29 protein-coding genes and 1 riboswitch are annotated in these 26,970 nt (G+C 41.8%); of the genes, 7 read left to right on the top strand and 22 right to left on the bottom strand.

Annotated features, from left to right (window positions below; all coding sequences use genetic code 11):
- The first annotated feature begins 300 nt into the window (after positions 1-300).
- Positions 301-2,817: an FtsX-like permease family protein gene (locus NST31_RS20905; RefSeq protein ID WP_339163036.1), complete on the top strand. Its 2,517-nt coding sequence runs from the start codon at positions 301-303 to the stop codon at positions 2,815-2,817.
- A gap of 24 nt (positions 2,818-2,841) precedes the next feature.
- The gene (locus NST31_RS20900; RefSeq protein ID WP_339163034.1) at positions 2,842-3,516 is read left to right on the top strand and encodes an ABC transporter ATP-binding protein; all 675 of its coding nucleotides are present in this window, start codon (positions 2,842-2,844) and stop codon (positions 3,514-3,516) included.
- A 453-nt stretch (positions 3,517-3,969) separates the two neighbouring features.
- On the opposite strand, the gene NST31_RS20895 is transcribed toward NST31_RS20900, so the two are convergent.
- On the bottom strand, positions 3,970-4,743 hold the full coding sequence (locus NST31_RS20895) for a metallophosphoesterase (protein WP_205178562.1): 774 nt from the start codon (positions 4,741-4,743) through the stop codon (positions 3,970-3,972).
- A 388-nt stretch (positions 4,744-5,131) separates the two neighbouring features.
- Between NST31_RS20895 and NST31_RS20890 the strand changes: the two genes are divergently transcribed.
- The 3 genes from NST31_RS20890 to NST31_RS20880 are packed head-to-tail and all read left to right on the top strand — an operon-like array spanning position 5,132 to position 6,235.
- Complete coding sequence (locus NST31_RS20890) at positions 5,132-5,353, top strand: spore coat associated protein CotJA (RefSeq protein ID WP_077113285.1); 222 nt, start codon at positions 5,132-5,134, stop codon at positions 5,351-5,353.
- Between the two features lie 3 nt (positions 5,354-5,356).
- Positions 5,357-5,614 (top strand): spore coat protein CotJB, encoded by a 258-nt coding sequence (locus NST31_RS20885; RefSeq protein ID WP_205178566.1) that lies wholly within the window; start codon positions 5,357-5,359, stop codon positions 5,612-5,614.
- 51 nt (positions 5,615-5,665) lie between these two features.
- Positions 5,666-6,235: a manganese catalase family protein gene (locus NST31_RS20880; RefSeq protein WP_077113283.1), complete on the top strand. Its 570-nt coding sequence runs from the start codon at positions 5,666-5,668 to the stop codon at positions 6,233-6,235.
- A 60-nt stretch (positions 6,236-6,295) separates the two neighbouring features.
- Here the strand turns inward: NST31_RS20880 and NST31_RS20875 are convergent, their stop codons facing one another.
- The 4 genes from NST31_RS20875 to NST31_RS20860 form a co-directional block, all read right to left on the bottom strand.
- On the bottom strand, positions 6,296-6,439 hold the full coding sequence (locus NST31_RS20875; RefSeq protein ID WP_171973993.1) for a hypothetical protein: 144 nt from the start codon (positions 6,437-6,439) through the stop codon (positions 6,296-6,298).
- A gap of 182 nt (positions 6,440-6,621) precedes the next feature.
- The gene (locus NST31_RS20870) at positions 6,622-7,083 is read right to left on the bottom strand and encodes a DUF2663 family protein (protein WP_253191925.1); all 462 of its coding nucleotides are present in this window, start codon (positions 7,081-7,083) and stop codon (positions 6,622-6,624) included.
- A gap of 67 nt (positions 7,084-7,150) precedes the next feature.
- Positions 7,151-7,807, bottom strand: coding sequence for a LysM peptidoglycan-binding domain-containing protein (locus NST31_RS20865; RefSeq protein WP_205178575.1), 657 nt, complete (start codon positions 7,805-7,807; stop codon positions 7,151-7,153).
- A complete protein-coding gene (locus NST31_RS20860) occupies positions 7,791-8,405 on the bottom strand; it encodes a type II CAAX endopeptidase family protein (RefSeq protein WP_077113281.1) in 615 nt (204 codons plus the stop codon). Before NST31_RS20860 ends, NST31_RS20865 begins: the two co-directional genes overlap by 17 nt.
- Positions 8,406-8,661: 256 nt before the next feature.
- On the opposite strand from NST31_RS20860, the gene NST31_RS20855 reads away from it, so the two are divergent.
- On the top strand, positions 8,662-8,910 hold the full coding sequence (locus NST31_RS20855) for a ferredoxin (protein WP_077113280.1): 249 nt from the start codon (positions 8,662-8,664) through the stop codon (positions 8,908-8,910).
- Positions 8,911-9,035: 125 nt separating this feature from the next.
- On the opposite strand, the gene NST31_RS20850 is transcribed toward NST31_RS20855, so the two are convergent.
- The 12 genes from NST31_RS20850 to NST31_RS20795 form a co-directional block, all read right to left on the bottom strand.
- Complete coding sequence (locus NST31_RS20850) at positions 9,036-9,617, bottom strand: ECF transporter S component (protein ID WP_328799766.1); 582 nt, start codon at positions 9,615-9,617, stop codon at positions 9,036-9,038.
- A 150-nt stretch (positions 9,618-9,767) separates the two neighbouring features.
- Positions 9,768-9,905: riboswitch (FMN riboswitch) on the bottom strand.
- A gap of 124 nt (positions 9,906-10,029) precedes the next feature.
- Complete coding sequence (locus tag NST31_RS20845; protein WP_339163026.1) at positions 10,030-11,805, bottom strand: ATP-binding protein; 1,776 nt, start codon at positions 11,803-11,805, stop codon at positions 10,030-10,032.
- On the bottom strand, positions 11,802-12,518 hold the full coding sequence (locus NST31_RS20840) for a response regulator transcription factor (RefSeq protein WP_077113277.1): 717 nt from the start codon (positions 12,516-12,518) through the stop codon (positions 11,802-11,804). The genes NST31_RS20845 and NST31_RS20840 overlap by 4 nt, the downstream gene beginning before the upstream one ends.
- Positions 12,519-12,616: 98 nt before the next feature.
- Positions 12,617-13,798, bottom strand: a complete 1,182-nt coding sequence (ccsB, locus tag NST31_RS20835) for a c-type cytochrome biogenesis protein CcsB (RefSeq protein WP_339165637.1) — start codon at positions 13,796-13,798, stop codon at positions 12,617-12,619.
- Complete coding sequence (locus NST31_RS20830) at positions 13,779-15,452, bottom strand: cytochrome c biogenesis protein ResB (RefSeq protein ID WP_077113276.1); 1,674 nt, start codon at positions 15,450-15,452, stop codon at positions 13,779-13,781. Before NST31_RS20830 ends, ccsB begins: the two co-directional genes overlap by 20 nt.
- Positions 15,453-15,467: 15 nt before the next feature.
- Positions 15,468-15,995 carry a thiol-disulfide oxidoreductase ResA gene (gene resA, locus NST31_RS20825; protein ID WP_339163022.1) on the bottom strand — a complete coding sequence of 176 codons (528 nt, stop codon included), beginning with the start codon at positions 15,993-15,995 and terminating at the stop codon, positions 15,468-15,470.
- A gap of 107 nt (positions 15,996-16,102) precedes the next feature.
- Positions 16,103-16,831 carry a pseudouridine synthase gene (locus tag NST31_RS20820; protein WP_077113274.1) on the bottom strand — a complete coding sequence of 243 codons (729 nt, stop codon included), beginning with the start codon at positions 16,829-16,831 and terminating at the stop codon, positions 16,103-16,105.
- A 90-nt stretch (positions 16,832-16,921) separates the two neighbouring features.
- Positions 16,922-17,455, bottom strand: a complete 534-nt coding sequence (locus NST31_RS20815) for a spore maturation protein (protein ID WP_077113273.1) — start codon at positions 17,453-17,455, stop codon at positions 16,922-16,924.
- A gap of 2 nt (positions 17,456-17,457) precedes the next feature.
- Positions 17,458-18,051, bottom strand: a complete 594-nt coding sequence (locus NST31_RS20810; RefSeq protein ID WP_077113272.1) for a nucleoside recognition domain-containing protein — start codon at positions 18,049-18,051, stop codon at positions 17,458-17,460.
- On the bottom strand, positions 18,044-19,189 hold the full coding sequence (locus tag NST31_RS20805) for a D-alanyl-D-alanine carboxypeptidase family protein (RefSeq protein WP_139345701.1): 1,146 nt from the start codon (positions 19,187-19,189) through the stop codon (positions 18,044-18,046). Before NST31_RS20805 ends, NST31_RS20810 begins: the two co-directional genes overlap by 8 nt.
- A 462-nt stretch (positions 19,190-19,651) precedes the next feature.
- The gene (scpB, locus tag NST31_RS20800; RefSeq protein WP_339163019.1) at positions 19,652-20,236 is read right to left on the bottom strand and encodes an SMC-Scp complex subunit ScpB; all 585 of its coding nucleotides are present in this window, start codon (positions 20,234-20,236) and stop codon (positions 19,652-19,654) included.
- The gene (locus NST31_RS20795; protein WP_077113511.1) at positions 20,223-20,981 is read right to left on the bottom strand and encodes a segregation/condensation protein A; all 759 of its coding nucleotides are present in this window, start codon (positions 20,979-20,981) and stop codon (positions 20,223-20,225) included. The genes scpB and NST31_RS20795 overlap by 14 nt, the downstream gene beginning before the upstream one ends.
- A 290-nt stretch (positions 20,982-21,271) precedes the next feature.
- On the opposite strand from NST31_RS20795, the gene NST31_RS20790 reads away from it, so the two are divergent.
- Positions 21,272-21,769 (top strand): DUF309 domain-containing protein, encoded by a 498-nt coding sequence (locus NST31_RS20790; RefSeq protein WP_171973989.1) that lies wholly within the window; start codon positions 21,272-21,274, stop codon positions 21,767-21,769.
- A 516-nt stretch (positions 21,770-22,285) separates the two neighbouring features.
- On the opposite strand, the gene NST31_RS20785 is transcribed toward NST31_RS20790, so the two are convergent.
- From NST31_RS20785 to NST31_RS20765, 5 genes are all read right to left on the bottom strand, one after another.
- Positions 22,286-22,651: a GNAT family N-acetyltransferase gene (locus NST31_RS20785; protein ID WP_077113269.1), complete on the bottom strand. Its 366-nt coding sequence runs from the start codon at positions 22,649-22,651 to the stop codon at positions 22,286-22,288.
- A 255-nt stretch (positions 22,652-22,906) separates the two neighbouring features.
- Positions 22,907-24,226 (bottom strand): diaminopimelate decarboxylase, encoded by a 1,320-nt coding sequence (gene lysA / locus NST31_RS20780; protein WP_077113268.1) that lies wholly within the window; start codon positions 24,224-24,226, stop codon positions 22,907-22,909.
- Between the two features lie 133 nt (positions 24,227-24,359).
- Positions 24,360-25,856 (bottom strand): spore germination protein, encoded by a 1,497-nt coding sequence (locus NST31_RS20775; protein WP_077113267.1) that lies wholly within the window; start codon positions 25,854-25,856, stop codon positions 24,360-24,362.
- 25 nt (positions 25,857-25,881) lie between these two features.
- Positions 25,882-26,310 (bottom strand): stage V sporulation protein AB, encoded by a 429-nt coding sequence (locus NST31_RS20770; RefSeq protein ID WP_339163015.1) that lies wholly within the window; start codon positions 26,308-26,310, stop codon positions 25,882-25,884.
- A complete protein-coding gene (locus tag NST31_RS20765; RefSeq protein WP_339163013.1) occupies positions 26,297-26,917 on the bottom strand; it encodes a stage V sporulation protein AA in 621 nt (206 codons plus the stop codon). The genes NST31_RS20770 and NST31_RS20765 overlap by 14 nt, the downstream gene beginning before the upstream one ends.
- Positions 26,918-26,970: the final 53 nt, after the last annotated feature.

Here is a 26,970-nt window from a genome sequence, read left to right as displayed (position 1 = left end):
CATAGGTACTATTTGAGTTTTCAAATCATGTGCAAGCGACACAGAAGCATGACTTCTCACGAATTACTTCACCTTTTTTTGTTACTTTCATTTCTCAACCCTCCTTTTTTCAAAGACGTTATGTACATGTACATATCTCACCGATAGAATAGTCCAACTATTTTAATAAGACAAGAGACTTAGGAACTATTTTTATATTTTTACTTTTCTTTTATTTTTATATATTGAATTAAAAAAAATACTTTGTTACACTCAACATGATAAAAATACGCAAGATAAACTTCCAATGGAGGTCATAAATTGAGTATTATATTAAAACATGTGGTAAGAAATATAAGAGAGAAAAAATTCAGAACATTGATTTTACTATTGAGCATTTTTCTCTCAACGGCGGTTTTATTTGCAGGGCTTAGTTTGAATTCTGTCATTAACGAAACGTACTCTAAAATGTTGCAAGGCGTGTATGGAAACACAAACATTGTCTTGAAAAAAAATGGTGAAACTCCGTTTTATGCCCCGTCTGATATTATGCTTGATTCCGTTTCTATAGGTCAGCGGATTGATCAACTTTACATGAATGGAAAATGGAAATCCGCTGACAAAGATGTTCGAGTTTCACTATGTGGCATGAATGTTGAGCAAGCAAAAGATGCCGAGTTGGTTTCCCCCCTTCGTCAACTGGATGGATACGGTTCGGATGAAACGATGATTATGATCAGTCAAAAAACGGCATCCGATTATGGTTTGAACCTTGGGGACGCCATTGAAATTGAGCACAGTCTGGGTAACGAAACATTTACCATTGGAGCGATAAGTGAAACGAATGGCATATTTTACTCAGAGACAGGGCAGATACTTCTTGTTACATCGCTAGACGAACTGAATCGTATTTATGGCATGGATAAAGCGGTGAATCAAACATTGGTTCAAGTCCCGAAGGACGAACTGGATAAAGCAATAAATACGCTGGCGGATCAAAACGTTCATTTTACCGTTCAACAAACAAACGCGGCCGATACACTTGTTCGCGATGAAGAAACGTTTCAAATCACGATGATGTTAGCCATTATCATCATCGTCCTCATCAGTGCCTATGTCATTTCAACGTTATCTAAACTCATTCTTGCCGAACGTATGCCCGTCATAGGTACGTTCCGCAGTATCGGATTTAGTAAGCGGATGATGAATCGCGTTATTTTATTGGAATTTTTCGTATATGGCTTGCTTGGCTCCACACTGGGAGTCGTGTTCGCCTATATCATACTCCCTTATACGGCATCTATTTTCAACGAATATAAAGAGTATGACGTTAAACTGGTGACAGACCTCCCCTTGAGTCAGTTGACTATTGCATACTTGTTTGGGCTGCTTTTTCCGGTAGGCATTAATTTTTTACGTATTCATAAGGCCAATTCGACACCGCTCAAAGACTTAATCCTCAATACACAGCACGTATCACAACAGCATTCCAGAATCACGACATTGATTGGAATCAGTTTTTTAGGGGCCGCCTTTATTTTATATTATCTAAATAATACCGATCACTTGCTCATGGCCATCTTTTCGGTTTTATGTTTATTTATTTCAATTGTCCTATTAACTCCGCGTATGTTAAATGGACTATCCAACTTATTTCATCTTTTTGTAAAACAGACGAGAAGTGGAAATCTCATTCTTTCAACAAAAAATATTGCAAATAACAAGATTGTCTCTAATAATTCCAGTATGATCATCGTGGTTCTCTTACTATTGCTAATGGTGGGGATGGTCAGTTCCGGGATAGACCAATTTTTAACAAATTCATTTAAAAAAGACTTCGACGTGACCGTGAGAGGATCAGAAGGTGGTGAATTAGAACCTGATCTTATAGAGAATGTAAAGTCCATGGAAGAAGTGTCGCGCACATATTATGATCACGTCAGTCTGGCAGAGTATCAGGTGAATGGGAACAGCGAGACCTTTTCAGTCCATGGGGTAGATGATATTAGTGAATTTGATACATTTTATTCGGGAATTACGTTGCTCGGTGACGCCGAAACAAAAATGAAAGAAGTTCGGAATGGCATTATTATAGATGAATATCAACTCGATAAATACGACCTTAAAATCGGTGAAACAATTCTTTTGCAGCCTTTGGATGACAACTTTCAACCGTTGGCGGACGGTTTCATTGAAGTCGTTATTTCTGGTGCGATGGAAAGTTCAGCCTTTTCCCAAAACAGAAACACCGTTCTCATTCATCAAGAATATTTCGCTCAGCACTTTGACGGTTTCTTCAATCAATTGTCCGTGAAAATCAAAGATGAAGATAAAGCTGAAGATGTGAAGGAAGCGATTGCTGATCAATTTATGGATACTCCAATAACGGTTATGACGTTTGACGAAATGATTGCTTCGCAAAAGGCGACGATTGACACTTTGATAAATGGAATCAAAGTCATTATTGCTATGGGACTGGTGGTCGGACTACTAGGCATTTCTAATAATTTGCTGGTTTCGTTTTCCCAGAGAAAAAAACAATACGCCGTGCTTTATTCCGTCTGTATGAGCAGAATGCAAATCATACGCATGTTATTTTGGGAGATGTTTATCACTTTTATTGCTGTGGTCATGATTAGTCTTTTAGGGGGGCTTGCATTAAATAAATTGATGACAAAATTGTTATATGCGATTGGATTACGGATCGAATATCAATTTACCTTTGAATTATATGGAATTTTATGTGCGTTCGTATTTATTTTACTCATTCTTTCCACAATACCGGTTGCCCGACAAGTCTTTAAATTAAATATGATGAAGGAACTGCGGTATGAATAGAGAGCCGGATGAGAGGAAGTGCTTATGTTGGAACATATTGTTGAAACGGAAAATCTTTGTAAGATTTACAAGGTGGGCCAGGAAGACGTGCCCATTTTAAAAAATATTGACCTTTCTATTGCAAAGGGAGAATTCGTCTCGATCATGGGGCCTTCCGGTTGCGGAAAAAGTACATTGCTCTACTTACTTGGCGGCATTGACGAACCAACATCGGGCAGAGTCCTGATCGAACAACAAGATCTTCATCAACTAAGCGATCAAAAGAAAAGTTCGATACGCCGAAGTTTTATCGGATTTGTATTTCAGTTTTATAATTTAGTGCACAATCTAACCGTTGAGGAAAATATCATGCTGCCTTTAATCATGGATGGAAAAAAAGCAGCTAACTATCAGCGCCAGCTGGATGAAACATTAGAAATTGTTGGATTAGCAGATAGAAAGAAATTCACCCCAAGGGAGTTGTCTGGAGGACAACAGCAGCGGGTGGCCATTGCTCGATCCTTGATCATCAATCCGAAGCTCATCCTGGCGGACGAACCGATTGGCAATTTAGATAGCAAGACGGGAACGAACATTATGGAGCTTTTCTATCGGATCAATAAGGAAAAAGGGGTTACCATTATTCAAGTCACACACTCGAAAGAAGCAGCACAATATGGCGACAGAATCATCCGCATGAAGGATGGTACACTGGTCTAAAACTCACGATAATCAAACATTTTAGCGAATCGATTCCTACATATTTTGGCAGGGCGCCAATGAAGACTATAAGAGGAGCAGGTAACAAGTTGCCAGTGGAATGACGCTGGAGAAAAACCTGTAAAAATGAATAGGCCGCATGAAATCAAATGGGAAAACCTTGATTTCATGCGGTTTTTATTTTCACGATTCGTACTAATAACAGTTCGTTTATAACTGATGTCCCTGCTTCATGAGGTCACCTCGCCCGCCATGATATGCAACCCCCAAGATCGCCGTATCCGCTTCATCCCTCCGCCAACAAAGCGATGCGGTCTAGGTTGTGGAAAAACGGACACGTACACCCAATTTACAGGAGTATTGGCAAGCGGGCTTCCTCACGAGAAATAGTATAAATCATTGCAGACTACCATTTTCATTGACGAATTGTCGAAAAAGCACGCTTCATGACGATTAGTCATTTTCCTTATTTTTGATCGTAATCAGATGGGTTTCTGCCGGGGCGCCGAGCCTTAATGGCAATAGTGTTGTTCCATACCCGTTACTGATCAGTACCGTAGCGCTGGGGCAATGAAACGTTCTTCCTCGTTGGTAAGGCCCGAATCCAAAAATTCGAATTTGGCCGCCATGTGTATGCCCACTCAAAATAAGAGAAATATGATCGGACGGCCTGATATGCTTGAGGATGGAAGGTCTATGGGATAGCAAGATTTTAAAATGACGATCGTCCAAGGAATGTGAAATAGCCCTTGATAAAGGTTCGGACGGTTCATAATCATCAAGGCCGATCAATGCGATTGAACTTTCTCCCTTTTGAAGAAAAGCCGTTTCATTTTTTAAAACAGTGACGCCACATTCATCAAACAATTCATTCAGCTTTTTAGTATCAACCTCATAATCATTATTACCCCAAATGAAAAAGACTGGTGCCACCTGTTGCAGCATTTCAATATTTTTCCGCGTTCTTGCCAAAGGGACGCCTCTTTCCGTCAAATCCCCGCCGATGATGACAATCTCGGCTTTGCCTTTTATTTGTTGAATGATGCTCTCATGAATGAGCCTTTTATGAATGTCGGAAATGAAGAAAATCGTTAATTCTCCCCATTGTGTTGGAAAGTCGGGAAATGCGAGCACCTCTTCTTTCACTTCATTGCGAAAAGCCTCTTTTACCATAAATAACAGCAAAAACACGGCTAACAAAAAGATTAACAACATCACCAAAAACATGCGATCACCCTATTTATTCAAACGGATAGAAGTTCGCGGGCTCAGAACGCCTCAACAAGTACAGCGCCTGTACGCCCCGCATCCCTAACCCCGCTGATTGAAGTTTCACCTTACCCCGCATTAACTGGCAGTAAGCCCACCGCTTTAAGAAATCAAGATAAAACGTGATTGGCTAGTGGTGGGACAACTGCCTGTATATGCCCGATTGGTTCTACTAACAATCAGCGGATGAAAACCCCGCTGATTGAAGTTTCACCTTATCATATGGGTAACATCTTACCATACGAAGAGTAAAATATGCTTTAAATAAGAAAATTTTATTGTTTTAAAGAATGTTATCGGAACAACTACAATACAATGGAATGACCATAGGAAAAGGAGGAAGCCAATGTACACGCTTTACAAGACGTATAAACCATACGTCAGTCCTTTTGATCCGTGCCCGCCCATAACAGTAAAATCTTATTCCACCCCTCCAAATTTATATTTGGGATTTCAACCACCTAATTTACCTCAATTCCCTCCCAGGGAGGCGCTCAAAGCAGGAACATTGTGGAAAGTTTTTTACGATCCGTATTATAGCCCCTATGAAAGGGCGAAGGAGGACTGACCCATGAAACAGATGCCTCCTGAATATTACAGCCAATTGGAAGAAATACAAACGATCGACTTCGTTCTTGTGGAACTGACACTTTACCTAGATACACACCCAAACGACATGGACGCGATTCGCCAATATAATGAGTATATAAAATTAAGAAAGACCGCTGTGAAAAAGTTTGAAAAACAATTTGGCGCCTTATCGCACGGTTCCACTTACTCAAGGCACCCATGGGATTGGAAAGAGGCTCCATGGCCATGGCAAGTATAACTGCTTGCAATTCCAGGATGACTAAATAATGACAAGGAGGTTCTTCCACTCATGTGGGTTTATGAAAAAAAGCTGCAATATCCTGTAAGAGTAAGCACATGCAATCCGATGCTTGCGAAATTTTTAATTGAACAATATGGTGGAGCCGATGGAGAGCTGGCCGCTGCCCTTCGTTACTTGAATCAGCGATACTCGATCCCGGATTCTGTCATTGGGCTCTTGACGGACATTGGAACGGAAGAGTTTGCCCACCTGGAAATGATTGCCACGATGGTGTATAAACTGACAAAAGACGCTACACCCGAACAAATGAAAGCGGCCGGGCTGGGGGCCCATTATGCGGATCATGACAAGGCACTGTTTTATCACAATGCCGCGGGTAATCCTTGGACGGCCACATATATCCAGGCAAAAGGTGATCCCATTGCCGACCTGTATGAAGATATCGCGGCGGAAGAAAAAGCGCGAGCCACTTACCAATGGATTATTAACATGAGTGATGATCCTGATTTAAATGACGGCCTGCGCTTTTTAAGGGAGAGGGAAATTGTTCATTCACAACGCTTCCGCGAGGCAGTGGAAATACTAAAAGAAGAAAGGGGCAAGAAGAAATTCTTTTAAGCTTTTACCAAACACCCCGATATTTCCCGAAAATATCGGGGTGTTTGCCTGTTCTACAAATTATCCTTTCATGCCTTGAAGCCAATCATCATAACATTCATCACAAAGTACTTCTTCCCTGTCCATGTCACTTACTTGGAAAGTGACGAAATGCCATTCATTTTCCTTCATATGCTTCGTACAATAAAAACAATTTTCGGACACCGTTCATCCTCCCAATGCTGGAATATGTATTAGTGTACAAAGATTGAACGTGACTTATTCGGAAAGTTTGCCTGTTTTTTCAAAAGAAGAGGGGTTTCTAGTCGATCATTCGACTGGAAACCCCATACTTGTGTAAAAACATACGATTCAATTTTCGAATTAAACGGCAGATCGTTTCGAAATTACTTACTTTCATGAAACAAGTTGATATCATATTGGCGTTTGATTTGTTCAAAAACCTGATAGCGATCGCCCCAGCTGTCTTCGTGCCATAAATCCTTGCTTTTATCAATAATTTCACAACGCAATTCTTGATATTCCTTTTCAGCCTTCTCTTTTCTCTCATAAAAAATTTTGACGGAACCGAACAATAATGCTCCAATGATGAATAGGTAAGCAAAATAGGCTGTCCCCATAATGGCCGAAACCGCTTCTATCGCCGATAGGTCATGAGGGATAATGAAATACTCGTAGCAAACATAACCTATCGCAAGACAATACAAACAAGCAATCGTTAAAAGAAAAAAATGAATGTTTTTGTAGCGGTCAAACTTGAGCTTTCTTTCAATTAAGTTCTGAATCATTTTTTTCGTCGCTTGGTCTGTTTGATTATCCAGTTTTTGAAAAATCATTTCCATAGTCATTGTTCCCTGCCTCCTCATAGACTTCTTCCTCAATCTATGATTCAGCTTGGGCATCTATGATAAATCTTTATGGCTTAGGAATTTTTAACGTTTGGCCGACACTGATTTCATTGCTGGATAATCCGTTTGCCTGTTTGATTTTGTCAACACCTTGCTGGGATTTATAATAATTCATCGCTATTCTAAACAAGGTTTCTCCAGGTTGTACTTGATGATAAATGACACCATCCTGCCCCTGCTGAGCTTGTTCATTGTTGCTAGGTGTCGTTTCCTTTTTGGGTGTCTGCTTTATCGGCTCTTCCTTTTTAGGTTCCTCTTTAACCGGTACCTCTTTTTTCACCTCTTGTTTTGGCGGAGGCTCCTGTTCTTTGACCTCAGTTGATTCTTCCTTTTGCTGCGCAGTATTCTCTTTTTCTGCCTCTTGTTTCTGTTCTTTTTCACTTACCTCTTTTTCAGTATCTTTTGAGGATTTCGCTTCATCAGTCTCAAAAAGGACTTCTTCCCCGGAACTGGAGTTTACACGATCGGCATTTGACTTGTCGCTGCCGTTAATGATTGCCAATATCGCAACCGGAAGCAACAACAGCACCATCACCAGGATAAGCGGAACGGATATTTTCACCTTACGCTTTTTTTTATGTCTTGATCTGTGGTATTCCGTCCTTGAAGGCAGACTTTCTATTTTTGCACCCGATTCATTTCCCTTTTTATTCATACCCATCATTTAACCCCTTCTTATGTTGTTGATCAAACTTCTTTTTTATATATATTCCCAGCAAAAAATCGATTGTAAAGTGCATCGCCATGACAGCGAACAATTGATTTCCGGACCATTCATATACAATCCCGATCCAAAAACTCAATACAAGGACATTGACGATTAGATACCAATGTGTCCAATAACGTATATGTATCAAAGCAAATATAATGCTGGCGATGATAAGGCCAAACTTGGTTTGAAGAATTCCCCTAAACAATAATTCCTCTGAAACAGCGACAACGCCTGCAACAACAGCTATATTCCAGTAAGACATGCCGGAAAATAGTTTTGTATTGATACCGCCGTCATCATAATACTTGTCAGGTAAAAAATTCATGAGCAGGATATCAATGAGGACAACGGCTACCCCATTGACCGCACCAAGCACAATCCATTTTGCTTCAAACCGAAAAAAAAGGTCCGGATCCCAAAAGCTCTCCACTAAAAACGATCCAGAGATGACGGCCATCAACAATATAATCAGCTGTGTGATGTATAAGTCTAGCAAAAGTTCTTTCCTGGTCATTTTGCTGATGAGATCAGCCTGTTTTTTTATTTTCATGAAGTCCACTCTTTTAAATCATTTTTATATTTCACAATGATGAACTTTATAACATTCTCATTGCAACTATATTTTATCATGAATTCAATTTTTCGACTATGTTCCCCCTCCTTCGTCAACAATAAAAAAGATTCATGAAAATATTTTTTTACTTCCCGGTTTATATTGTTGAAATGTCTAAGGAGGAGCATTAATATATATTCAGTAATGAAAATATTATGATTCACATATTCTGAATCATATGGAGGTTTTTTGTGTGGCAAAGTTTACGATTGTTGACCAGGATACTTGCATAGCGTGTGGAGCATGCGGAGCCGCTGCACCTGACATATATGACTATGATGATGATGGACTTGCTTACGTCGTCCTTGATCATAATCAAGGTACAGAGGAAGTGCCTGATATATTGGAGGATGACATGATGGACGCGTTTGAAGGTTGCCCAACGGATTCAATCAAAGTTGCCGATGAACCGTTTGATGGAGATGCCTTAAAGTTTGAATAAGCTTGCGTTCCTGCAAATCGCCGAGAGGCTGAGAGCCTACTTGGTCAATGCGGAGAATCATAACGAACAAAAGCTTGCAGATTCGCTTAACAAGTAGAAAAGCGCCGAAAACGGCGCTTTTTGGTTTATGCATTTTTATAAACGGCCTGCTTTTCGATCCAGTTTTTCATACGCGCATAAATCAATAAGAAAATAACTGTTACAATCAGTCCTTTGATGATATTAAACGGCAAGATCGCTGCCACGACCAATTGCCTTAGCGCGGAGGTGGACATCGGGTCCCATCCCAACAAAATGATGTAGGCGGGGAGTATCGCGACATAATTTAAAAAACTCATAAAAAGCGACATGAATAACGTTCCGACAATAAGTGAAACAGCAAGGCCCCATTTTTTATTAAGTCGTTTAAAAACATAGTAAGTCGGAAGAACAAAAACGATTCCCGCAATAAAGTTGGCAAAATTTCCAACAGGAATACCTGCTTCACTGCCGATCATGAGATAATCAATGATGTTTTTGATCAACTCGACCAAAACTGCCGCCAACGGGCCAAACATCAACCCGGCGATTAACGCGGGAATATCGCTGAAATCTACCGTCAAATATGCCGGAAACGGCGGAATTGGAAATTTAATGAGCATTAAAATGAATGATAGGCTGCTCAGCATTCCAATAGCTACAAATGATTTCGTATTCAATTTTCTCAAGATCCTCTCTCCTTTGAGATTCATCTCATTTCGAAGAAAGGTTTGCCGGCATCATCGCCAAATAAAAACCCTCAAAGAATCGACTTTGAGGGAGAATGATCGGCATGCGCAATAAACGTCCAAATTTTGCAATTTTGAACGCACGGCAACCTTCATCTTCTCCCATCCAGACTGTACTGTCGGCTTTGGATTCACACCAAATCCTGCCCCTAAAGAGGCTCGCGGGCTTAGAAGCTCTAAGGCTTCATCACCGCCGGTCGGGAATTTCACCACGCCCCGAAGATGAATCATATATTGTTGTTAGGTGTCATTATACAATAAAAAATGATTTATGTGAAGTGAAATATTTAGATCAATGACCAATCATGTTACCCATGAAACAAGAATTAACGCCAAGCTTCAACACTATCTGTTATTTAGCAGTCGGCAGGAAAATCGTAAAGGTTGTCCCTTCATCAAGTTTGCTGGCCACCGTCATCCTGCCATTATGGGCGTCGATGATATTTTTGGCAATGGCAAGCCCCAGGCCAGTTCCGGACTTTCCTCTTGTCCTTGCTTTATCTGCCTTATAAAATCTTTCAAACACAAAAGGCAGGTCCTCTTCGGGAATACCGGTTCCATCATCTTCAACTGTGATCATAATACCATTGTCGACAGTTGTCTGGCTGACCTGTATATTTCCCCCTTCATGCGTATGCCTAATGGCATTATCAATCAGATTGGTCAACACTTGTTCAATGCGATCAGAGTCAAGTGAAAAATATACGTTATCTTCGACACTGCTTTTGAGTTCAATGTTGTTCTCCCGCGCAATGGCCTGAAATTTGGATGTGATTCTTTGCACAAATTTGCCAACATCCACTTTTTCATAATGAAGCGCTGTATGGCCCGCTTCCATTCTGGCTAAATCGAGCAACTCATTAACAAGCCTGCCGATTCTCAGCGATTCGTCATAGATGATTTTAATAATTTCCCGCTTTTCTTCTTCTGATCCGGCAATATCATCAATAATGGCTTCACTGTATCCTTGGAGCATGGCGATCGGCGTCCGGAGTTCATGGGAAACATTGGCCACGAAATCAATGCGTAACTTGTCAAGGCGCCGCTCTTCTGTCATGTCCCTGATAACGGCTACCGCGCCCCGGACGTTTTTCTGGTCATGGGTATAGAGCGGACTTACAATCACGACATAATATCTCCCCTGAATAGAAAGTTCCCCGGTTTGCTCCGCCTCATCGGCAATCGCTTTCTCAAGCAAAGCAGCCAATTCAGAAGGCATAGGGTGTTCCGAATCCATTTCATCGTAAGGCCATAGATGCAGAAAACGCTCTGCCGGAGGATTTGTAATTAAAATCGTACCGTCGCGGCTGAATGTCATAACGCCGTCCGCCATACTGCTTAATATGCTCGTAAGCTGTTCTTTCTCCTGGCGAAGTACGTTCATATTAAACTTCAGCCGTTTCCCCATCTGATTAAAAGCATTGGCCAGTTCGCCGATTTCATCATGAGTCAAAAAGGGAACACGTGTATCAAAGTATCCTTTTGAAAGCTCGAAGGCGGCCTCTCTCATTTTTCTGAGAGGTGCAGTAATACGTGTTGATAAGAAGAAAGCAAATACAGTCGTCAACACGATCGCGATTCCGGCCGCAAGCAAAATCAAATTTGCTGTTTGTTTTGTCGTTTCCTTTAACACACCGAGAGACTGATAGATAAAAATGGCTCCACTTTCACCTTCATTCAAACTGAAAGGCACCCCGGCAATGATATAGTTTTTAAATCGTCCGCCGGTTTCTTCCATCTCCGACAAGGATATTTCCTTTTCAATGACGGCCTTGTTGGTAAAAACTTTTTTTAAATCTGCATCGTTTAAAAAGACGCTCGGCGGTATTTTATTGTCTTTCCCAATGTTTGGCGAGTATAAAAACTCGTCCTTGTTGTAGGCAATGGCCACACCCACGGGATCATCGACAATCTCGAACACAATTTCTTCACCGAGACCGTCATCACGGTGGGATTCGATAATACTCGACATCTTCTTGGCGGTGTCCGATAAATCTTGTTCAATTTCATTCACATAATATTTTTCAAAAAATTGGATCAGCAATATCGTCAAAATAATCAACACAAAGGAAACCAGCAGCAGGATGGTCATCCAAAGCTTGCCAACAACGCTATGCCAAAGCCTCATTCATTGCCTGCCTCAAATTTGTATCCTACTCCCCAAACAGTTACAATCATTCCTGCCGCTTTTTCGGATACGCGGTTTAATTTTTCCCGCAACCTTTTGATATGGGTATCAACAGTTCTTAAATCGCCAAAAAACTCATATTGCCAAACTTCTTTCAGCAAATGCTCGCGATCAAACACTTTATCCGGAGATTTGGCCAGGAAGTGAAGAAGCTCATACTCCTTGGGAGTCAAATTCACTTCTTTTCCATCAGCTGTCACCCGGTGGGCATCATGGTCAATAGATAAATGTGGGTAAACAATAATATCCCGCGCAGTCGGATCGGTGTGCAAATAGCTTGTTTGCGAAGATCTTCTTAATACAGCTTTGACACGCAGGACCACTTCCCTTGGACTGAAAGGCTTGACAATATAATCGTCTGCTCCCACTTCAAATCCCTGGACCCTATTTGCTTCTTCTCCTTTCGCCGTAAGCATGATGACTGGTGTTGCCTTTTCTTCCCGCAATTCTTTACATACTTCAATGCCATCTTTTTTCGGCATCATTAAGTCGAGTAGAATGCAATCGTAATCCTTGCTAAGCGCCTTTTCCAACGCTTCTTCACCATCGGCTGCCTCTTCGATCACATAATTTTCGCGCTCTAGATACATTTTCAGCAGCCTTCTAATCCGATCTTCATCATCAACAACTAATATACTTACTTCCCGTTCCATCCTAATCCCTCCAAACTTCATAGTCCTATTCCTATTGTATTCGAAAAAGACCCGCACTAAAAGCGCGGGGGTCTTTCATGATAAATATTGCGCCGGAACTATGCATAAGAGTGCAAACCGGCAATGATCAAGTTAACAAACACGAGATTGAAAATGATAATGGCTATTCCAACAACGGCAAGCCAGGCTGAACGTTCGCCGTGCCATCCCCTTGATAAGCGTAAGTGAAGGAAAACAGCATAAAATAAGAACGTAATAAGCGCCCAAACTTCTTTCGGGTCCCACCCCCAAAATCTGGTCCAGGCAATCTGGGCCCAGATCATGGCAAATATTAAACCGCCAAGGGTAAAAACCGGAAAACCGATCAATACAGAGCGGTAGCCGATTTCATCAAGGAGATCCAAATTCACCCTGCGAACAAGAGGTTTCAAGAGCATGCTGATTCGTTTCCGAAAGATTAAGCGTACAAGCAAATACAATATGGTTCCCGTTATGACAGTCCATAATATAGTATTTAATTTTTTCGCATTGACGAGTGCCGGCATTTCCACTAAAGGATTGAAGCGTCCCTCAGTGAGCAGTTCTCCTTCATGCGGGCCAACAAGTGCGGGAAGTTGGTAGGATAACTCTTTTTCCTGATCATTTTTGTCCACCCAGGCAAAATCTGCTTTATAGTCGGCCAAGGAAAAGGCTGATGAAGTGATTATAAAGGCAATCGTTGCCACAAGGCAGTACATAATCACTTCCAGCCAAAAAGACCTTTTGTCTTTCACCGTAGGATCAACCGCTTTTAATAAATAAATGAGCCCTGCAACGAAGCTGACAGCTAAAATAGCCTGTCCTGCCGCTACAGTCGTAACATGAATATGAAGCCAATCACTTTTTAGCGATGGAATGAGCGGGCTGATTTCCCTTGGAAACATGCTGGCAAATGCGATTAGTATCATCGCAACAGGCAAAGCGAATAATCCAAGCACATTTAGGCGATAGATAAAATAAAGAAGAATGAAAGCCCCAACGAGCATCATGCCAAAAAAGGTTGTGAATTCAAACATATTACTGACAGGAGCATGTCCCGCCGCAATCCAGCGGGTAACAAAATAACCGAGCTGTGTAATAAAACCGATGATGGTTGCTACAATCCCCAGCTTGGACCAGCGATTTACACCTTTTTCCTTTTCTCTCCCTCTCTTATCACGGATTGCACCACTAAAAAGAAATGTCCCGACAAGATAAAGAATAAAGGAAGTGTATAATAAACTACTGCTTAGTTCTGCCAGATTCTGCATCATGATTCCTACTTTCTTTACCGTTTTTTTCCTTTTGAGACTGATCAATTGGTTCAGGAATACTTGTGCCTTCAACCATTCCGGTAATTTCACGTCTCAGACTGTGCCAATTTTTATTTGTATGGCCGGCTATAAGAAGTTGGCCTTGCTTGTGCTGCAGCCAAATACGCCTGTGGTTCCAGTAGGAGCCTTGGATAACCCCGATCATAAAAATGGTTCCCCCGACGGCCAAAACCCACAGCGTTAAATCTTTTCGTACAGTAAGCCCTGTAGCATTTCTTGTTCCAATACCTTTGAATGCCATTTTATACTCTGTTTCTCCAAGCGGTTCCACAGTTTGTCTAATCGCAGTAAAACTCACTTCTCCGTCGGGTTTCTCGGGAGAAATCATGTTAAATAAAAAAGCTGGATTATTCGGGACAGGAGAATTCGTTTGCGGTTCGCCATTTTTCGCAAAACCGGAAAAATCCGGGTAATACCCCAGTAGCTCCACTTTATAACCATTTTTTAAGTCGTAACTTGTTTTCGGATCAAATAAATCAATGGTTACTTCTCCATGTTCCGTTTCTGTTTTTTTGTCAATTAAAGAAAAAGTCATCGTCTGAAATTCATCCTGTTTGAAATTGACTTGGTATACGGCAAAATTGTCGAATTTCAATGGTTCATTCACACGGATCTTGGCATCTTTCACTTTAATCAGTTTTTCTTCAGAACCGACCGCCTGTTCTTTGTCTCTTTTATAAAGAACAACATCGGATTGGAATTCTTTTACAACAGAACCGACTCGTTCAAGGGCTTCGCTATATACTTCTTTGTCCTTTTCCTTGTCATAAAACTCTACTGTATTTTTTTTGCTTTCCAAAACATATTCATTATTTGTTCCCGGAATCGTTTTTTTCTCCCCTTCACGCAGCCAGACCTCTTCGTCCACATACATGCCCGGAACGAATCGCAACATGCCGCCGATTAGGAATATAATCAATCCGATATGATTAACATAGGGACCCCAACGTGAGAATCTTCCTTTTTCGGCAAGAATACTTCCGTCTTGTTCCCTGATCTTGTATTTTTTTTGTTTTAACCGTTTTTTAAACGTTTCAATGTCTTCTGGCGACACATCTCCTTCATACCGCCTAAACAATCGCTGCCTTTTTAAAAAACCCTCATGTCGGTCAACCCGCTGGTTTTTTAAAGCCCGATGCAACGGGATAACCCGATCAAGGCTGCAAATGACAAGCGAGACGCCGATTGAGGCAATTAATAACAGGTACCACCAGGAACTGTATAAGTCATGGAAACCAAGATTATAATATATCGTCCCGAAGGCTCCATATTGGCTTGAATAGTATTCGGCAGGGTCGGCATTCGGCGGTATGTACATCACTTGCGGAAGGATTGTTCCAAGAGCGGAAGCGATTAGTGTAATGACAATCAGCCACACTCCCACCTTGACAGACGAAAAGAAGTTCCATATTTTGTCAACCAACGTTTTATTGTATGTTTGAGACCTTCTGGCACTGCCCTCATAACGCATATCATGCAGGTTTTCTTTTTTCGCTTCTTCGGTCAATGCCCGCCCGCAAGCTTCACAAAGGATTGTTCCTTGCGGATTGACGTGACCGCAAACACATTTCACATCATTCATAAAAAACTGCTCCCCTTACGGTTTAATACTCTCCATCATCGCCTGTATTTTCGCTTCCGTCAGCTCGCCTTCTTCCACCTTTACCACATTTCCTTCCGGATCAATCAAAAACGTTGCAGGCAAGTTAATGACACCGTACGTTTTCATTACATCCTGATTTTTGTCTTTCAAAATCGGAAACGAAAGATCATGCTTTTCTACAAATCGTTTGATTGAAAACTCCGGTTCTCCGACATTTACTGCTAAAATTTCAACTCCTTGATCTTTATAAACGTTATACTGATTATCCATAAAAGGCATTTCCCGCTCACACGGCTTGCACCACGTGCCCCAAAAATTCAGGAACACGCCTTTCCCCCTGTAGTCGGATAACTTATGTTGTTTGTCTCCAAGATCCGCCAAAACAAAATCAGGCGCTTGTTCGCCAACTGATACTTTTGAGCGTGAATCTTTCGTAAAGTTGGCGTAAAGTGTGTATGCAATTGCTGCGATCATAATAACAAGAATGATTGTCCGAATGACCAGCCGATTTTTTTTTGACATGAAAGACCATGCCTCCTTATTAGACGCGAATATCCGTTTACATTATATCATTTTCTTCATAGAGCCATTGCGGTGGTTATGAAGGTTATGTGAAAACTTCCCTGTTCTCAGCATTGCCCTGTTCGGGCGAGAACTTTCAATTTTTTTACCTCATGCGGGGTTAATTCCCGGTATTCTCCCGCATTTAGTCCATGAAGGGTCAAAAAGGCAAACCTTTCTCTTTTTAATTTCATCACCGAATGGCCAATCGCGTCAAACATTTTGCGCACTTGGCGGTTTCTCCCTTCATGAATGGTAATCTCCACAATGGAATGGCCTTTTCTCTTATCGGCTGTTAACATCTTTGTTTTCGCCGGAGCGGTTTTTCCGTCCTCCAATTGGATTCCTCTTTCCAGCTTTTTCAACAATTCTCTTGATGGCAGCCCTTTAACTTTTGCCACATACGTTTTCGGGATTTCATGTTTGGGATGTGTCAATAGATGGGTGAATTCTCCATCATTGGACAGAAGCAAAAGCCCGGATGTATCATAATCCAGGCGTCCAACCGGATATATTCTCTCTTCTACATGCGGAAAAAAATCAGTAACTACTTTCCTGTTCTTGTCATCCTCAACCGCACTGATAACGCCGCGTGGTTTATAAAACAAATAGTATTTCTGTTCCTCTTGCTGCAACGGAATGCCATTCACCTGAATCTTATCCGAAGGTGTTACTTTTGTTCCGAGTTCTGTTACTACTTTTCCGTTTACTGTTACCTTGCCCTCTGCTATCAGCTTTTCCGCCTTTCTTCGAGAAGCAATTCCAGCATGGGCAATGACTTTTTGTAAGCGTTCCATTTTTTCACCTCAAGCCTGCATTTTCTTTATGAATTATTGCATAAGAACAGAGAAAATCAAAGAATGTTGATCCAAAATAAAAAAATCCGGTTATGAACCGAATAAAATAGTCACGATGATGACTGCCGCCGCTATACCGATTACATCAGCTATAAGGCCGACTTTTATAGCATCTCCCATTTTTTTGATTCCCACTGCCCCAAAATAAACCGTTAACACGTAAAAGGTCGTATCCGTACTTCCCTGAATGGTTGAGGCCAATCTGCCAATAAAGGAGTCAGGGCCATAAACCGAAATGAGATCACTCATAACACCTAAAGCCGCGGTGCCGGATATCGGCCGTATGAGTGCGAGCGGGACGATTTCCGCGGGAACGCCAATCGAATCCAAAACCGGTTTGATCAGCTGAATCATGAAGTCCAGTGCACCCGAAGACCTGAAAACTGTAATAGCAACAAGCATTCCTACTAAAAACGGAATAATGGAAACCGCAATCTTGATTCCCTCTTTTCCCCCTTCAACGAAATGCTCATAGGTGGGGACTTTTTTCCACGTACCATAGAGTAAAATAACAGCGATGATGACAGGAACAATCCATAAGGACATGGCCGATATAAATTGCATTGCTATTTTACTCCTTTTCGTATTCTTCGGTAATAAAATAGCCGGTCCACAATAATGGCGCCCAACGTAGCACATATGGTGGCCACTAAAGTCGGGCCTACGATGTCTGTCGGCCCGGCTGATTGATAATTCATTCGAATCGCGATAACAGTAGTGGGAATTAGGGTAAATCCTGAGGTGTTAAGGGCAAGAAACGTAATCATCGAGCGGCTTGCAACGGGCTTTCCCCCATTTAATGCTTTTAACTGCTCCATCGCTTTGATACCGAGGGGTGTAGCGGCATTTCCAAGTCCAAACATGTTTGCAATAATATTCGATAAAATATAACCAACGGCGGGGTGATCGCTTGGAACATCCGGAAAAAGCCTCAGAATGGCAGGTCGAAATAGATTGGACAGTTTTTCCAAAAGGCCTGCTTCCTGGGCAATTCGCATCATTCCGAGCCAAAACACAAGAATGCTGATAAGACCAATACACAAAGTAACGGCTTCGTTAGCTGATTGAAAAATAGCTTCGTTCACTTCTTTCATCGTGCCATTCAATCCAGCAAACACGAGGCCGATTAAGGTCATCCCGACCCAAATATAGTTAATCATTTATCTTCACACCTGTCTGAGTGAAAAATAGATTTTTAAAAGTTTGCCACCAGCTTTTGTCTTTGTCATGATCCAATTCCTTTACATAAATGGGAATCGTCCGCACGACATCATTTTGAAAATAAAAAACCGCTTCTCCAGCCTGCCCCTCCTTCATTTTTTTCAGATCTTCCCTAGAAAGCAAACGATACTTGATTTTAATATGGTCCACTTCTGTATTCTGCAACGGGTAATGGACGTCGTGCTTGACAAATAATTGCTTATTATCTGGAAGCCCCTCAACGTTAAATAATTCGCCTTTTGGCAGCAATTGTTTTATTTCGAAATGATCAAAGCCATATTCATACATCGAAATATGGTCATTCCAATCATCGGACGCGTTTAACGTAACGGAAATCAAGTCCATTCCATTTTTGGAAGCTGTCGTGACAAGAGTTCGTCCGGCTCTTTTCGTATAGCCGGTTTTACCGCCGGTTGTATGTTGGTATTTTTCAGTGAGCAAGCGATTTTTGTTTTTCCATCTGGCTTTACCGTCTTCTCGATCCACCGTATATGCTTTTGTTCCCGCGATCTCTTTAAACGTGTCATTGTTCATGGCATATCGCGTAAGAAGCGCCATATCGTAAGGGGTTGAATAATGATTTTCGTGATCATCCAAACCAGTGGGATTGGAAAAAACTGTTTGGCGCATTCCAATTTCCTGCGCTTTTTGATTCATCAGGAAAACAAACCCTTCCACACTTCCCCCCACGTGTTCCGCAATGGCATTGGCAGCATCGTTCCCGGAGCGAAGCATGAGGCCGTATAACAGATCTTCCAGTTTTATTTTTTCGCCGACTTTTAAATAGATAGATGATCCTTCAGTCATCACCGCCGTTTTGCTGACCGTAACGGTTTCATCCAGTTTTCCTGATTCAATGGCCACAATAGCTGTCATAATTTTGGTAATGGAAGCGATCCTGGCAGGCACGTCCGAGTTTTGATCATAGAGGACTCTCCCGGACCCTTGCTCCATTAAGATGGCTCCAGATGCACTCAAGGATAACTCAGGCTGCTCTTCCCTGTCTTTTGGCGAAAAGGCGGCGAGCCATAAAAGTATGCACAGACTGATTAAAATCGCATTGATTTTAACAAACATCCTTTTCCCCTCGCCCCCCATTTATTTGTACAAGTCTATGCGCCACTTGTAGTGTTATGACAAAAAGAAGGGCTATTAAACATAAAAAAAAGGACATTCATCCGAAATGAAGCCCTTTTTAGCTTTGTTGCGTTTTAGGAATGTTGTAAATTTTGGGTGGCAGTTGGTTTGCCATCTTAGCACATTTCACCGCTAAAGTTTTTGCGCGCAGTTGATGTAACGGAGTAAAAGATGTTAATGTCAAAGAGATAAATTTAGGCAAGCGCATGTGCCTGAGGGCTTGAGCCATGTCCATAAAAAAGCAAAAGAAAAGCGCCTGTAAAAAAGCTAAGACCTCCACTTTAAACAATTCAAAGCAGAATGGAAGATTGTATGTGGGGCAGGAAGAGCCCCTTTCGCTTTATTTCATCGCGAGTGCTTCAGTTTGTAGTTATAAGCGGGCGCTTGCGTTTCTTTATTTGTTTATTTGATGGATTCCTGAAATTTATCATAGAATAAATCTGCTTCTTCTTCCTGTGATCCATCCATTTCCGCGTCGGGCAGCGGAGGGAGTTCTTTCAAATCCTTGAGACCGAAGTAATCCAAAAATTCTCTCGTTGTCCCGTATAAAATCGGTCTTCCAATCCCTTCTTTCCTCCCCACCTCTTTAATAAGTCCTTTGGCAAGAAGCGATCTGATCGGTCGCTCTGTCTTTACACCGCGAATTTCTTCTATTTCAACTCTTGTAATGGGTTGCTTATAGGCAATAATGGCGACTGTTTCAAGCGCGGCCTGGGAAATGGATGGATGCTGCGTATTTTCCACAAGCCTTTGCAAGTATTTCGAAAGCCTTCTTTTCGTCACAAGCTGGTATGTCCCCGCAAGCACTGCAATCGTAATGCCCCTGCACTCGTTGTCGTCATACTCCTTCTTTAATTCATCCACCAGGTCGTACGCTTCCTTTTCGGTCACTTCCAATACATGGCATATTTGCTTGATGCTTAAGCCTTCGTCCCCCGCAGCGAACAATAAGCTTTCCAATATTCCTTTTTCCTTAGCTGCTTTCACGTACAATCTCCTCTTTCGCCTTTATATAAATTTCTTCAAAATTGCCCGTTTGTTCCACATAGACGGCATTACTTTTCATTAACTCCAATATGGCCAAAAACGTCACGATGATGACACTCTTGTCATCATGGTGGAAAAAGTCCGAAAAATGAATGGGCGTCCGATGCTTCTCAACGATTTCCAGCAGCTCTTCCATCCTTTGCTCGATCGTGATTTTTTGAATTTCCACTTTGGCAGCCGCCGGCTTTCGCAGTCTTTTTCTTTTTAACAGTTTGTTATAGGCGGCCAGCATGTCAAAAACCGAGACAGAGTCCGCTTCAGAAATGGGATCGGCGTCCGCGGCAAATTGGGAAAGGTCGCTCGGCGGTTTTGTATAAATATGGCTGCGATCATGTTCTTTTTGTTTAAAAAGTTCGGCGGCTTCTTTGTACCTCTTGTATTCGATCAACTGCTCGACGAGTTCTGTTCGTGGGTCCTCCTCCTCAATTGAAACGTCTTCCTCTTCTTCCTCCGCTTTATTCGGGAGCAGCATCTTACTTTTAATTGACAGAAGTGTCGCTGACATCACCAGATATTCACTTGCTTCATTCAACTCCAGATCCGAAAGCGTGTGTATGTAGACCAAATATTGCTCTGTCACCTCAGCCATGGGAATATCGTAAATATCAATTTCCATCCGTTTGATCAAATGAAGCAGCAGATCAAGCGGTCCTTCAAAAACATTTGTTTTTACTTGATATGTCATAAAATCACCAAATATGTCGTTAAATTGTACTTTATCCCGCACGTAAGGTGCCGTAATACTCCTACTTCAAGTTCTGAGTTGATACAAAAGGTTTAAGTGGGAGAAAACGGCACCTAAATGCCCGATTGGTTCAGCTAACATTTCTTGGGAAAGGCATACCAAGAAATGAAGTTTCACTTTATCTTTAATCATACAATATTTTTCGGTTAAGAAGTAAGTAAATTCGGGTGGTAATTTACATATGATATACTTATCTTGAAATGCGCGAAAAAGCGAAAGGGGCTTTGAGATTGATTTATCCTTTCTCATATATACAATTTTTATGTCATTTTCATGGTGACAGAGATTATTTTGAATGCCATGAAGTATTGGAGGAACATTGGAAGAAAAGCGGGATGGAGCGAAGTTCCATTTGGGTCGGTCTTATTCAAGTTGCCGCCAGCCTTTACCACTACCGCAGGGGGAACATGCGGGGTGCGGTTAAATTGTTGACCAGGGCGCTGGAAAGCTTGAGTAAAAAAAGGAGCGAGCTGCATGCTTTGGGGATAAACTATTCTCAACTGATGGAAATACTGCAAAAAAGCTTGAAACATATGAAAAAGTCGCGATTATATACCGCTATTGACTTGCCGATACAAGATGCGGAATTATTGGTCATCTGCAAAGAGCGAGTGCGAAGGCACGGCTCTAGCTGGGGGCGGTTGGATGACGTTTGGGACGAAGGAATTGTTCATAAACACCTGGCAAAAACACATGAAAAAAAGACCGTTATACAACCAAAGCAATAAGCGGACGGTTTAATAACGAGCCAACCATTTAGCTTTTTACCGCCTCGCTAGAAGCTTTTGGAGCCCTAGCTTACCATAAACAAAGAGACTGTGACACAACTAAATCAGCTGATGAAAAAACGAACAATAAAGTGAAACTTCATTCAGTAGGCGTTTTCTTCCACCTCCTACTGAATGTTAGTTGAACCAATCGAGCATTTGGGTGCCGTTTTCTCCCACTTGGACCTTTTGTATTCACTCAAGATCTTGAAGTGGGAGTATTACGGCGCCTTACATGCGGGATAAGTTGTCCTAATGTATAATACGCAAGCTTTTAGCGTAGTCAACATATGTAGACTCCTTCGGGAATAGCTCGAGCTGAAGATCCCGCAGGAAAGCGATCTTTGCTTTCCGAGGAAGCTGAAGCCGTGCCCGCGGAAAGCGAAATATTTGACGTAGCGATGATAGAGATTTTTTAACACAAATAAACCGAACAATTATAAATGAATTGTTCGGCTTTTGCTATTTCGTATTTGCTTATGTCCCAGACTCTTCTTCGTCCGCGATACCGCATTTTTCAAAAAAAGAGGATGTATGCTCATTGGGAACGACCTTTTTCTGTTCATGCAATTGTTTTAAAGACCTTACCATATTTTTGCCAATTCCTTGACATCGGTGGGATGGGTTAACAGAAATGTGCTGCACTTCAATGATGTCGTCGTCAATAACAACCCCGATGAGTCCAGTTATATCTTCTTCCTTCCAAAGATAAAGCTGCCATTTGTCATCGCCTTCGTATTGTTTCATCGTTTGCTGCAGCTTTTTTAAATCTTTTTCATTGGGCATAAACGAAAGAAGGCCCATTGCTATTTTTTCATAACCTTTTTTGTAGCGAATTAACATCATTAATCCCTCATTAGTCTTTTTTCCGTACAGAATATTGTCATTTGTTCGGCACAATTACAAACCAATAGAACAATCCCCATGCAAACGCCAAACCGAACATAAAAAGGAATAAGATTATATTTTGCTTGCGCATGAACGGACACTCCTACCTTCATCATACTCATAAATATGGATAACGGCATAAGAATCAACAAAGTTCATTGTAGCGGCTTTTTCCATTTATCGCAAACTTTTACCTATTGAGGGAATCATTTAGATCGTCGTTTTTTCGCTATAAGGAATATCCAACCGGACAAGATCGTCATAAGTCTCACGCTTTATAATCAAGCGGCTTGTTCCGTTTTCAACAAACACGACGGGAGGTCTTGGAATACGATTATAGTTGCTAGCCATCGAATAACAGTACGCACCGGTACAGAATACCGCCAATAAATCATTTGTTTCCGTTTCTGGGAGCGGCAAATCCCAAATCAGCATGTCTCCCGTTTCACAGCATTTGCCTGCAATGGACACGACCTCTTTTGGTTTTTCGTCCGCACGGTTTGCCATAATGGCATCATATTTGGCGCCATAAAGTGCCGGCCTGATATTGTCGTTCATCCCGCCATCAACAGCCACATATTTTCGAATGTCAGGAACTTCCTTGCGGGAGCCGATTGAATAAAGTGTTGTTCCAGCATCTCCAACGAGGGAACGTCCCGGCTCAATCCAAATTTCCGGCATTGGCAGTGCCAATCTCTTCGTTTCCCGTTTAACCTCCAGAATCATTTCTTCCACATACTGTTCAGGTGGCAACGGTTTATCCTCATCCGTATAACGAATCCCAAAGCCGCCGCCAAGATTGAGAACTTCGGGAGTAAACTGGTATATGTCTTTCCATTCATTGACTTTTCCTAAAATTTTCCTTGCCGCCAATAAAAATCCTGTTGTTTCAAAAATTTGTGAACCGATGTGGCAATGGAAACCGAGCAAATTGAGGAATTTGCTTTCCAACGCTAGGGCCACAGCGGTTTCAGACTGCCCATTTTGTAAATCGAATCCGAATTTCGAATCTTCTTGCCCTGTTGAAATATAGTCATGCGTATGGGCTTCAATTCCCGGTGTAACCCGCAACAAAATATTTACCTTCTGGTTTTTCAGTTGGCAAAGATGATGAAGCATATGAAGTTCATGGAAGTTGTCAACGACAATGCAGCCGATCTGATGGTCAAGCGCCATTTTCAGTTCTTCTTCACTTTTGTTATTCCCGTGAAAATGAATTTTTTCGGCCGGAAAATTCGCGACGATCGCTGTATATAGTTCACCGCCCGAAACAACATCCAGTGACAGGCCCTCTTCATGAACGAGCTGCAGCATGGCTACCGATGAGAAGGCTTTGCTTGCGTATGCTACTTGGTGTTTTACGCCCAATTTTTCAAACATATATTGAAAAGCTCTGGCCCTTTTTCTAATTAAAGCAACGTCGTACACATATAATGGCGTACCATATTTTTCTGCAAGCTTTACGGTATCGCAACCACCGATTTCCAGATGCCCTTTACGATTGATCGTGGCCGTTCCACTTAATTGCATGATGTCTTCCCCCCACTAGTGCATGTATAAGAACAAAGCAATCGGTACTATTTCCGATTGCTTCTCAAGTCAAACATTGACTTATATACTATAAGTAAGCATTACTTTACCATAATATAGAGCATACTGCAATTTATTTTTCGGATTCACCCGGCCTTTGCCGCACCCTGTTTCTCGGTCGAACAATGCTTGGTCGCAATAAGCTTCCGGGTACTGGACGCCGCATGAAAATTTGGAAGAGAGCGATGGGATTAAAAGGCAAAATCGGCCATAAATAAGGAGCATTTAAAGGTCGCAACGATATTAAAAAAAGTAAATAAATGGTCACCCCCACGATAAATCCGGGTGCTTTGAAAATTGCCACGCAAATGAGCAATAGCATCCGGAAAATTTTATTGGCGACGCTCAATTCATAGCTGGGAGTAGAAAATGTCCCTATGGCGGCTATGGATACATATAAGATGACTTCAGAATGAAATAAACCAACATCCACGGCAATTTGCCCAATCAGAACGGCCGCAATTAACCCCATGGCGGTGGATAATGGTGTCGGGGTATGGATGGCCGCAATTCGCAAAAACTCAATCCCGAGATCGGCAATGAGGATTTGAATGATCAGAGGTATATCAGACTCCTTGTTCGGCCCAATATAAGCCAGTTTTTCCGGCAACAAGGACGGTTCCATGGCATATAAAAACCATAGTGGCAGCAAAAAAATGGATACCCATATGCCAAGAAACCTCGTCCACCTGACAAATGTCCCCACAGCCGGCGATTGCCGGTACTCTTCTGCATGCTGCATATGATGAATAAATGTCGCAGGCGCAATCATCACACTTGGAGATGTATCAATGAAAATCAGGACATGCCCCTCCAGTAAATGAATGGAGCCGACATCTGCCCTTTCCGTATAGCGGACGAGTGGGTAGGGATTATAACCCTGTTTCAGCAGAAACTCTTCAACCGTTTTGTCCGCCATCGATATTCCGTCAATATGAATGTTGTTCAATTCCTTTTTCACTGTATCAACAAGCTGGGGATTCGCGACTCCGTCTATATACCCGATCGCAACATCTGTTTTGGATCTTTCCCCCACTTTAATCATCTCAAAACGGAGCCTTTCATCACGGATTCTCCTGCGGGTCAATGCCGTGTTAACGATCATGTTTTCTACATAACCATCTCTTGATCCCCGTACTACTTTTTCCGTGTCAGGCTCCTCCGGCTCCCTTCCCGGATAGCTCCGAACATCTACAATCATCGCTTGTTTTTCGCCTTCAATGACAATCCCGACCAACCCTGACAGTACTTGATCCACCAATTCATCAAACGTTTTTACATGTTCGACAGATTCGTGGACAAGCCGGTTTTCAATGATTTCTGGCAAGCTTTCGGACGGTTTTTCCTTCTCATTCAAATTAACGAGCTCTTTTAATAATTCAACGATAAATTGAGTGTCACACAGCCCATTGACATAATAGATATGGATTTCGCTTTTTAATATAACGAGTTTTCTGTGTCCAATGTCGAAGCTTGTTCCCAGACCCACCCTGTCTTTAAAGTACTGTTCCAATCGTTTCAAATCAGCCGGAATTTCTCTAAATCGCTTTTCTGCTTTATTTTCACCCATACAATAAGCTCCTTTTTTAACTCGATTATTCAAACTCTACAAAATAGAGCCATTGAAACAAAGAGCCTGCCATTTTACCAAAAACAAGGGCCATTAATAATAAGATCAACTTTCCTTTCATGCCGATCCGTTTTGACAAGATCGGCAGAACATTTAAGACTTCCGTAAGTGCGGCAGCAAGCATTCCAATAAACAATCCATTCGCCAAGCCGACTGGAATTAACAGGCTTGAATACAGCTTGATAGACCCGTTTCGCAAGTCGAACAAAGAGGAGACGACCACACTGATAATGACTGCCCATTCATAAGCCTGAATTTGGTGTCCTGTCTTTGTCAGTTGGGTTAACCTCGGAATAATCCCCAGCACGGTTAAAAAAGCAACAAAACCAATTCCCACGGCAAGCCCGCCAGCCAGGCCGACAAAAATGGTGCATAAAGCACTAACGATCGTCAAGCCGCTCTGCACTTTCTTTCTTTTCATGAACGATTACGTACTTGTCCAAATCTTGCTGATAGTTAAACATTTCGATTTCCAGCGGGCTCGGCTCCTCATTAAGTCTCTTTTTGAATAAATGATTAAAAAAGAGGATCATTCCTACTCCCAGTCCAATTGAATAGGGAACCTGCAGTAAATACGGTCTGTCATTTTCTATTCCGGTCAACATCCAATACAGCTTTTGATGAATCTCCTGCATGCTTGTTTCTTCATGGAAGTTCATAATGGTAAGTCCCGAACCGATAAACAAAAGCAGCCAAACAACGATGAATAAAAGAAAGTTGGCTCTCTTTGACTTTTGTACAAATTCGACAATCGTTTCCTCGGGTCCGACTGTTTGAATATTACTCTGTGGAAAGTGGCCGCCGATCTTTTCAATAATCATTAAAGCGTCAATCACAACAAATTTTCCTTCCCTATCTGTTTTCACATACAACTCCAGCGCATACAGCGCTTTCAGCATCTGTTCCGGAGCAATGATGTTGGCAATATCGTAAAGCCTGATGGGCCGTTCCTCTACCATTTCCACTCGGTGCTTCATTTGAATGTATATCGTATCCTCCATTTTCCCACTTCCCGAAACTGCATATTGTGTCATTTATTATCTGCAAAACTGAC

Origin of the sequence: Siminovitchia sp. FSL W7-1587 (assembly GCF_037963795.1) — a bacterium.
GTDB lineage: Bacteria > Bacillota > Bacilli > Bacillales > Bacillaceae_C > Siminovitchia > Siminovitchia thermophila.
The sequence above is the reverse complement of the archived record's forward strand: the minus strand, read 5'-3'. Positions and strand labels throughout refer to the sequence as shown.

What these genes read in the sequence shown, in the direction of transcription:
- NST31_RS20860 (WP_077113281.1), bottom strand. Translation starts at nt 8,405, where the DNA reads ATGAAAATAAAAAAACAGGCTGATCTCATCAGCAAAATGACCAGGAAA.
- NST31_RS20820 (WP_077113274.1), bottom strand. Translation starts at nt 16,831, where the DNA reads ATGGAACGCTTACAAAAAGTCATTGCCCATGCTGGAATTGCTTCTCGA.
- NST31_RS20795 (WP_077113511.1), bottom strand. Translation starts at nt 20,981, where the DNA reads ATGACATATCAAGTAAAAACAAATGTTTTTGAAGGACCGCTTGATCTG.
- NST31_RS20870 (WP_253191925.1), bottom strand. Translation starts at nt 7,083, where the DNA reads ATGACTATGGAAATGATTTTTCAAAAACTGGATAATCAAACAGACCAA.
- NST31_RS20805 (WP_139345701.1), bottom strand. Translation starts at nt 19,189, where the DNA reads ATGTTTGTTAAAATCAATGCGATTTTAATCAGTCTGTGCATACTTTTA.
- resA (WP_339163022.1), bottom strand. Translation starts at nt 15,995, where the DNA reads ATGTCAAAAAAAAATCGGCTGGTCATTCGGACAATCATTCTTGTTATT.
- NST31_RS20775 (WP_077113267.1), bottom strand. Translation starts at nt 25,856, where the DNA reads ATGGGTGAAAATAAAGCAGAAAAGCGATTTAGAGAAATTCCGGCTGAT.
- NST31_RS20840 (WP_077113277.1), bottom strand. Translation starts at nt 12,518, where the DNA reads ATGGAACGGGAAGTAAGTATATTAGTTGTTGATGATGAAGATCGGATT.
- NST31_RS20765 (WP_339163013.1), bottom strand. Translation starts at nt 26,917, where the DNA reads ATGGAGGATACGATATACATTCAAATGAAGCACCGAGTGGAAATGGTA.
- NST31_RS20890 (WP_077113285.1), top strand. Translation starts at nt 5,132, where the DNA reads ATGTACACGCTTTACAAGACGTATAAACCATACGTCAGTCCTTTTGAT.
- NST31_RS20815 (WP_077113273.1), bottom strand. Translation starts at nt 17,455, where the DNA reads ATGCAATTTATATCGGCCATGTCCTTATGGATTGTTCCTGTCATCATC.
- NST31_RS20845 (WP_339163026.1), bottom strand. Translation starts at nt 11,805, where the DNA reads ATGAGGCTTTGGCATAGCGTTGTTGGCAAGCTTTGGATGACCATCCTG.
- NST31_RS20830 (WP_077113276.1), bottom strand. Translation starts at nt 15,452, where the DNA reads ATGAATGATGTGAAATGTGTTTGCGGTCACGTCAATCCGCAAGGAACA.
- NST31_RS20785 (WP_077113269.1), bottom strand. Translation starts at nt 22,651, where the DNA reads ATGTTAATTCGCTACAAAAAAGGTTATGAAAAAATAGCAATGGGCCTT.
- lysA (WP_077113268.1), bottom strand. Translation starts at nt 24,226, where the DNA reads ATGCAATTAAGTGGAACGGCCACGATCAATCGTAAAGGGCATCTGGAA.
- NST31_RS20900 (WP_339163034.1), top strand. Translation starts at nt 2,842, where the DNA reads ATGTTGGAACATATTGTTGAAACGGAAAATCTTTGTAAGATTTACAAG.
- NST31_RS20880 (WP_077113283.1), top strand. Translation starts at nt 5,666, where the DNA reads ATGTGGGTTTATGAAAAAAAGCTGCAATATCCTGTAAGAGTAAGCACA.
- NST31_RS20810 (WP_077113272.1), bottom strand. Translation starts at nt 18,051, where the DNA reads ATGATTAACTATATTTGGGTCGGGATGACCTTAATCGGCCTCGTGTTT.
- NST31_RS20895 (WP_205178562.1), bottom strand. Translation starts at nt 4,743, where the DNA reads ATGTTTTTGGTGATGTTGTTAATCTTTTTGTTAGCCGTGTTTTTGCTG.
- NST31_RS20885 (WP_205178566.1), top strand. Translation starts at nt 5,357, where the DNA reads ATGAAACAGATGCCTCCTGAATATTACAGCCAATTGGAAGAAATACAA.
- NST31_RS20865 (WP_205178575.1), bottom strand. Translation starts at nt 7,807, where the DNA reads ATGATGGGTATGAATAAAAAGGGAAATGAATCGGGTGCAAAAATAGAA.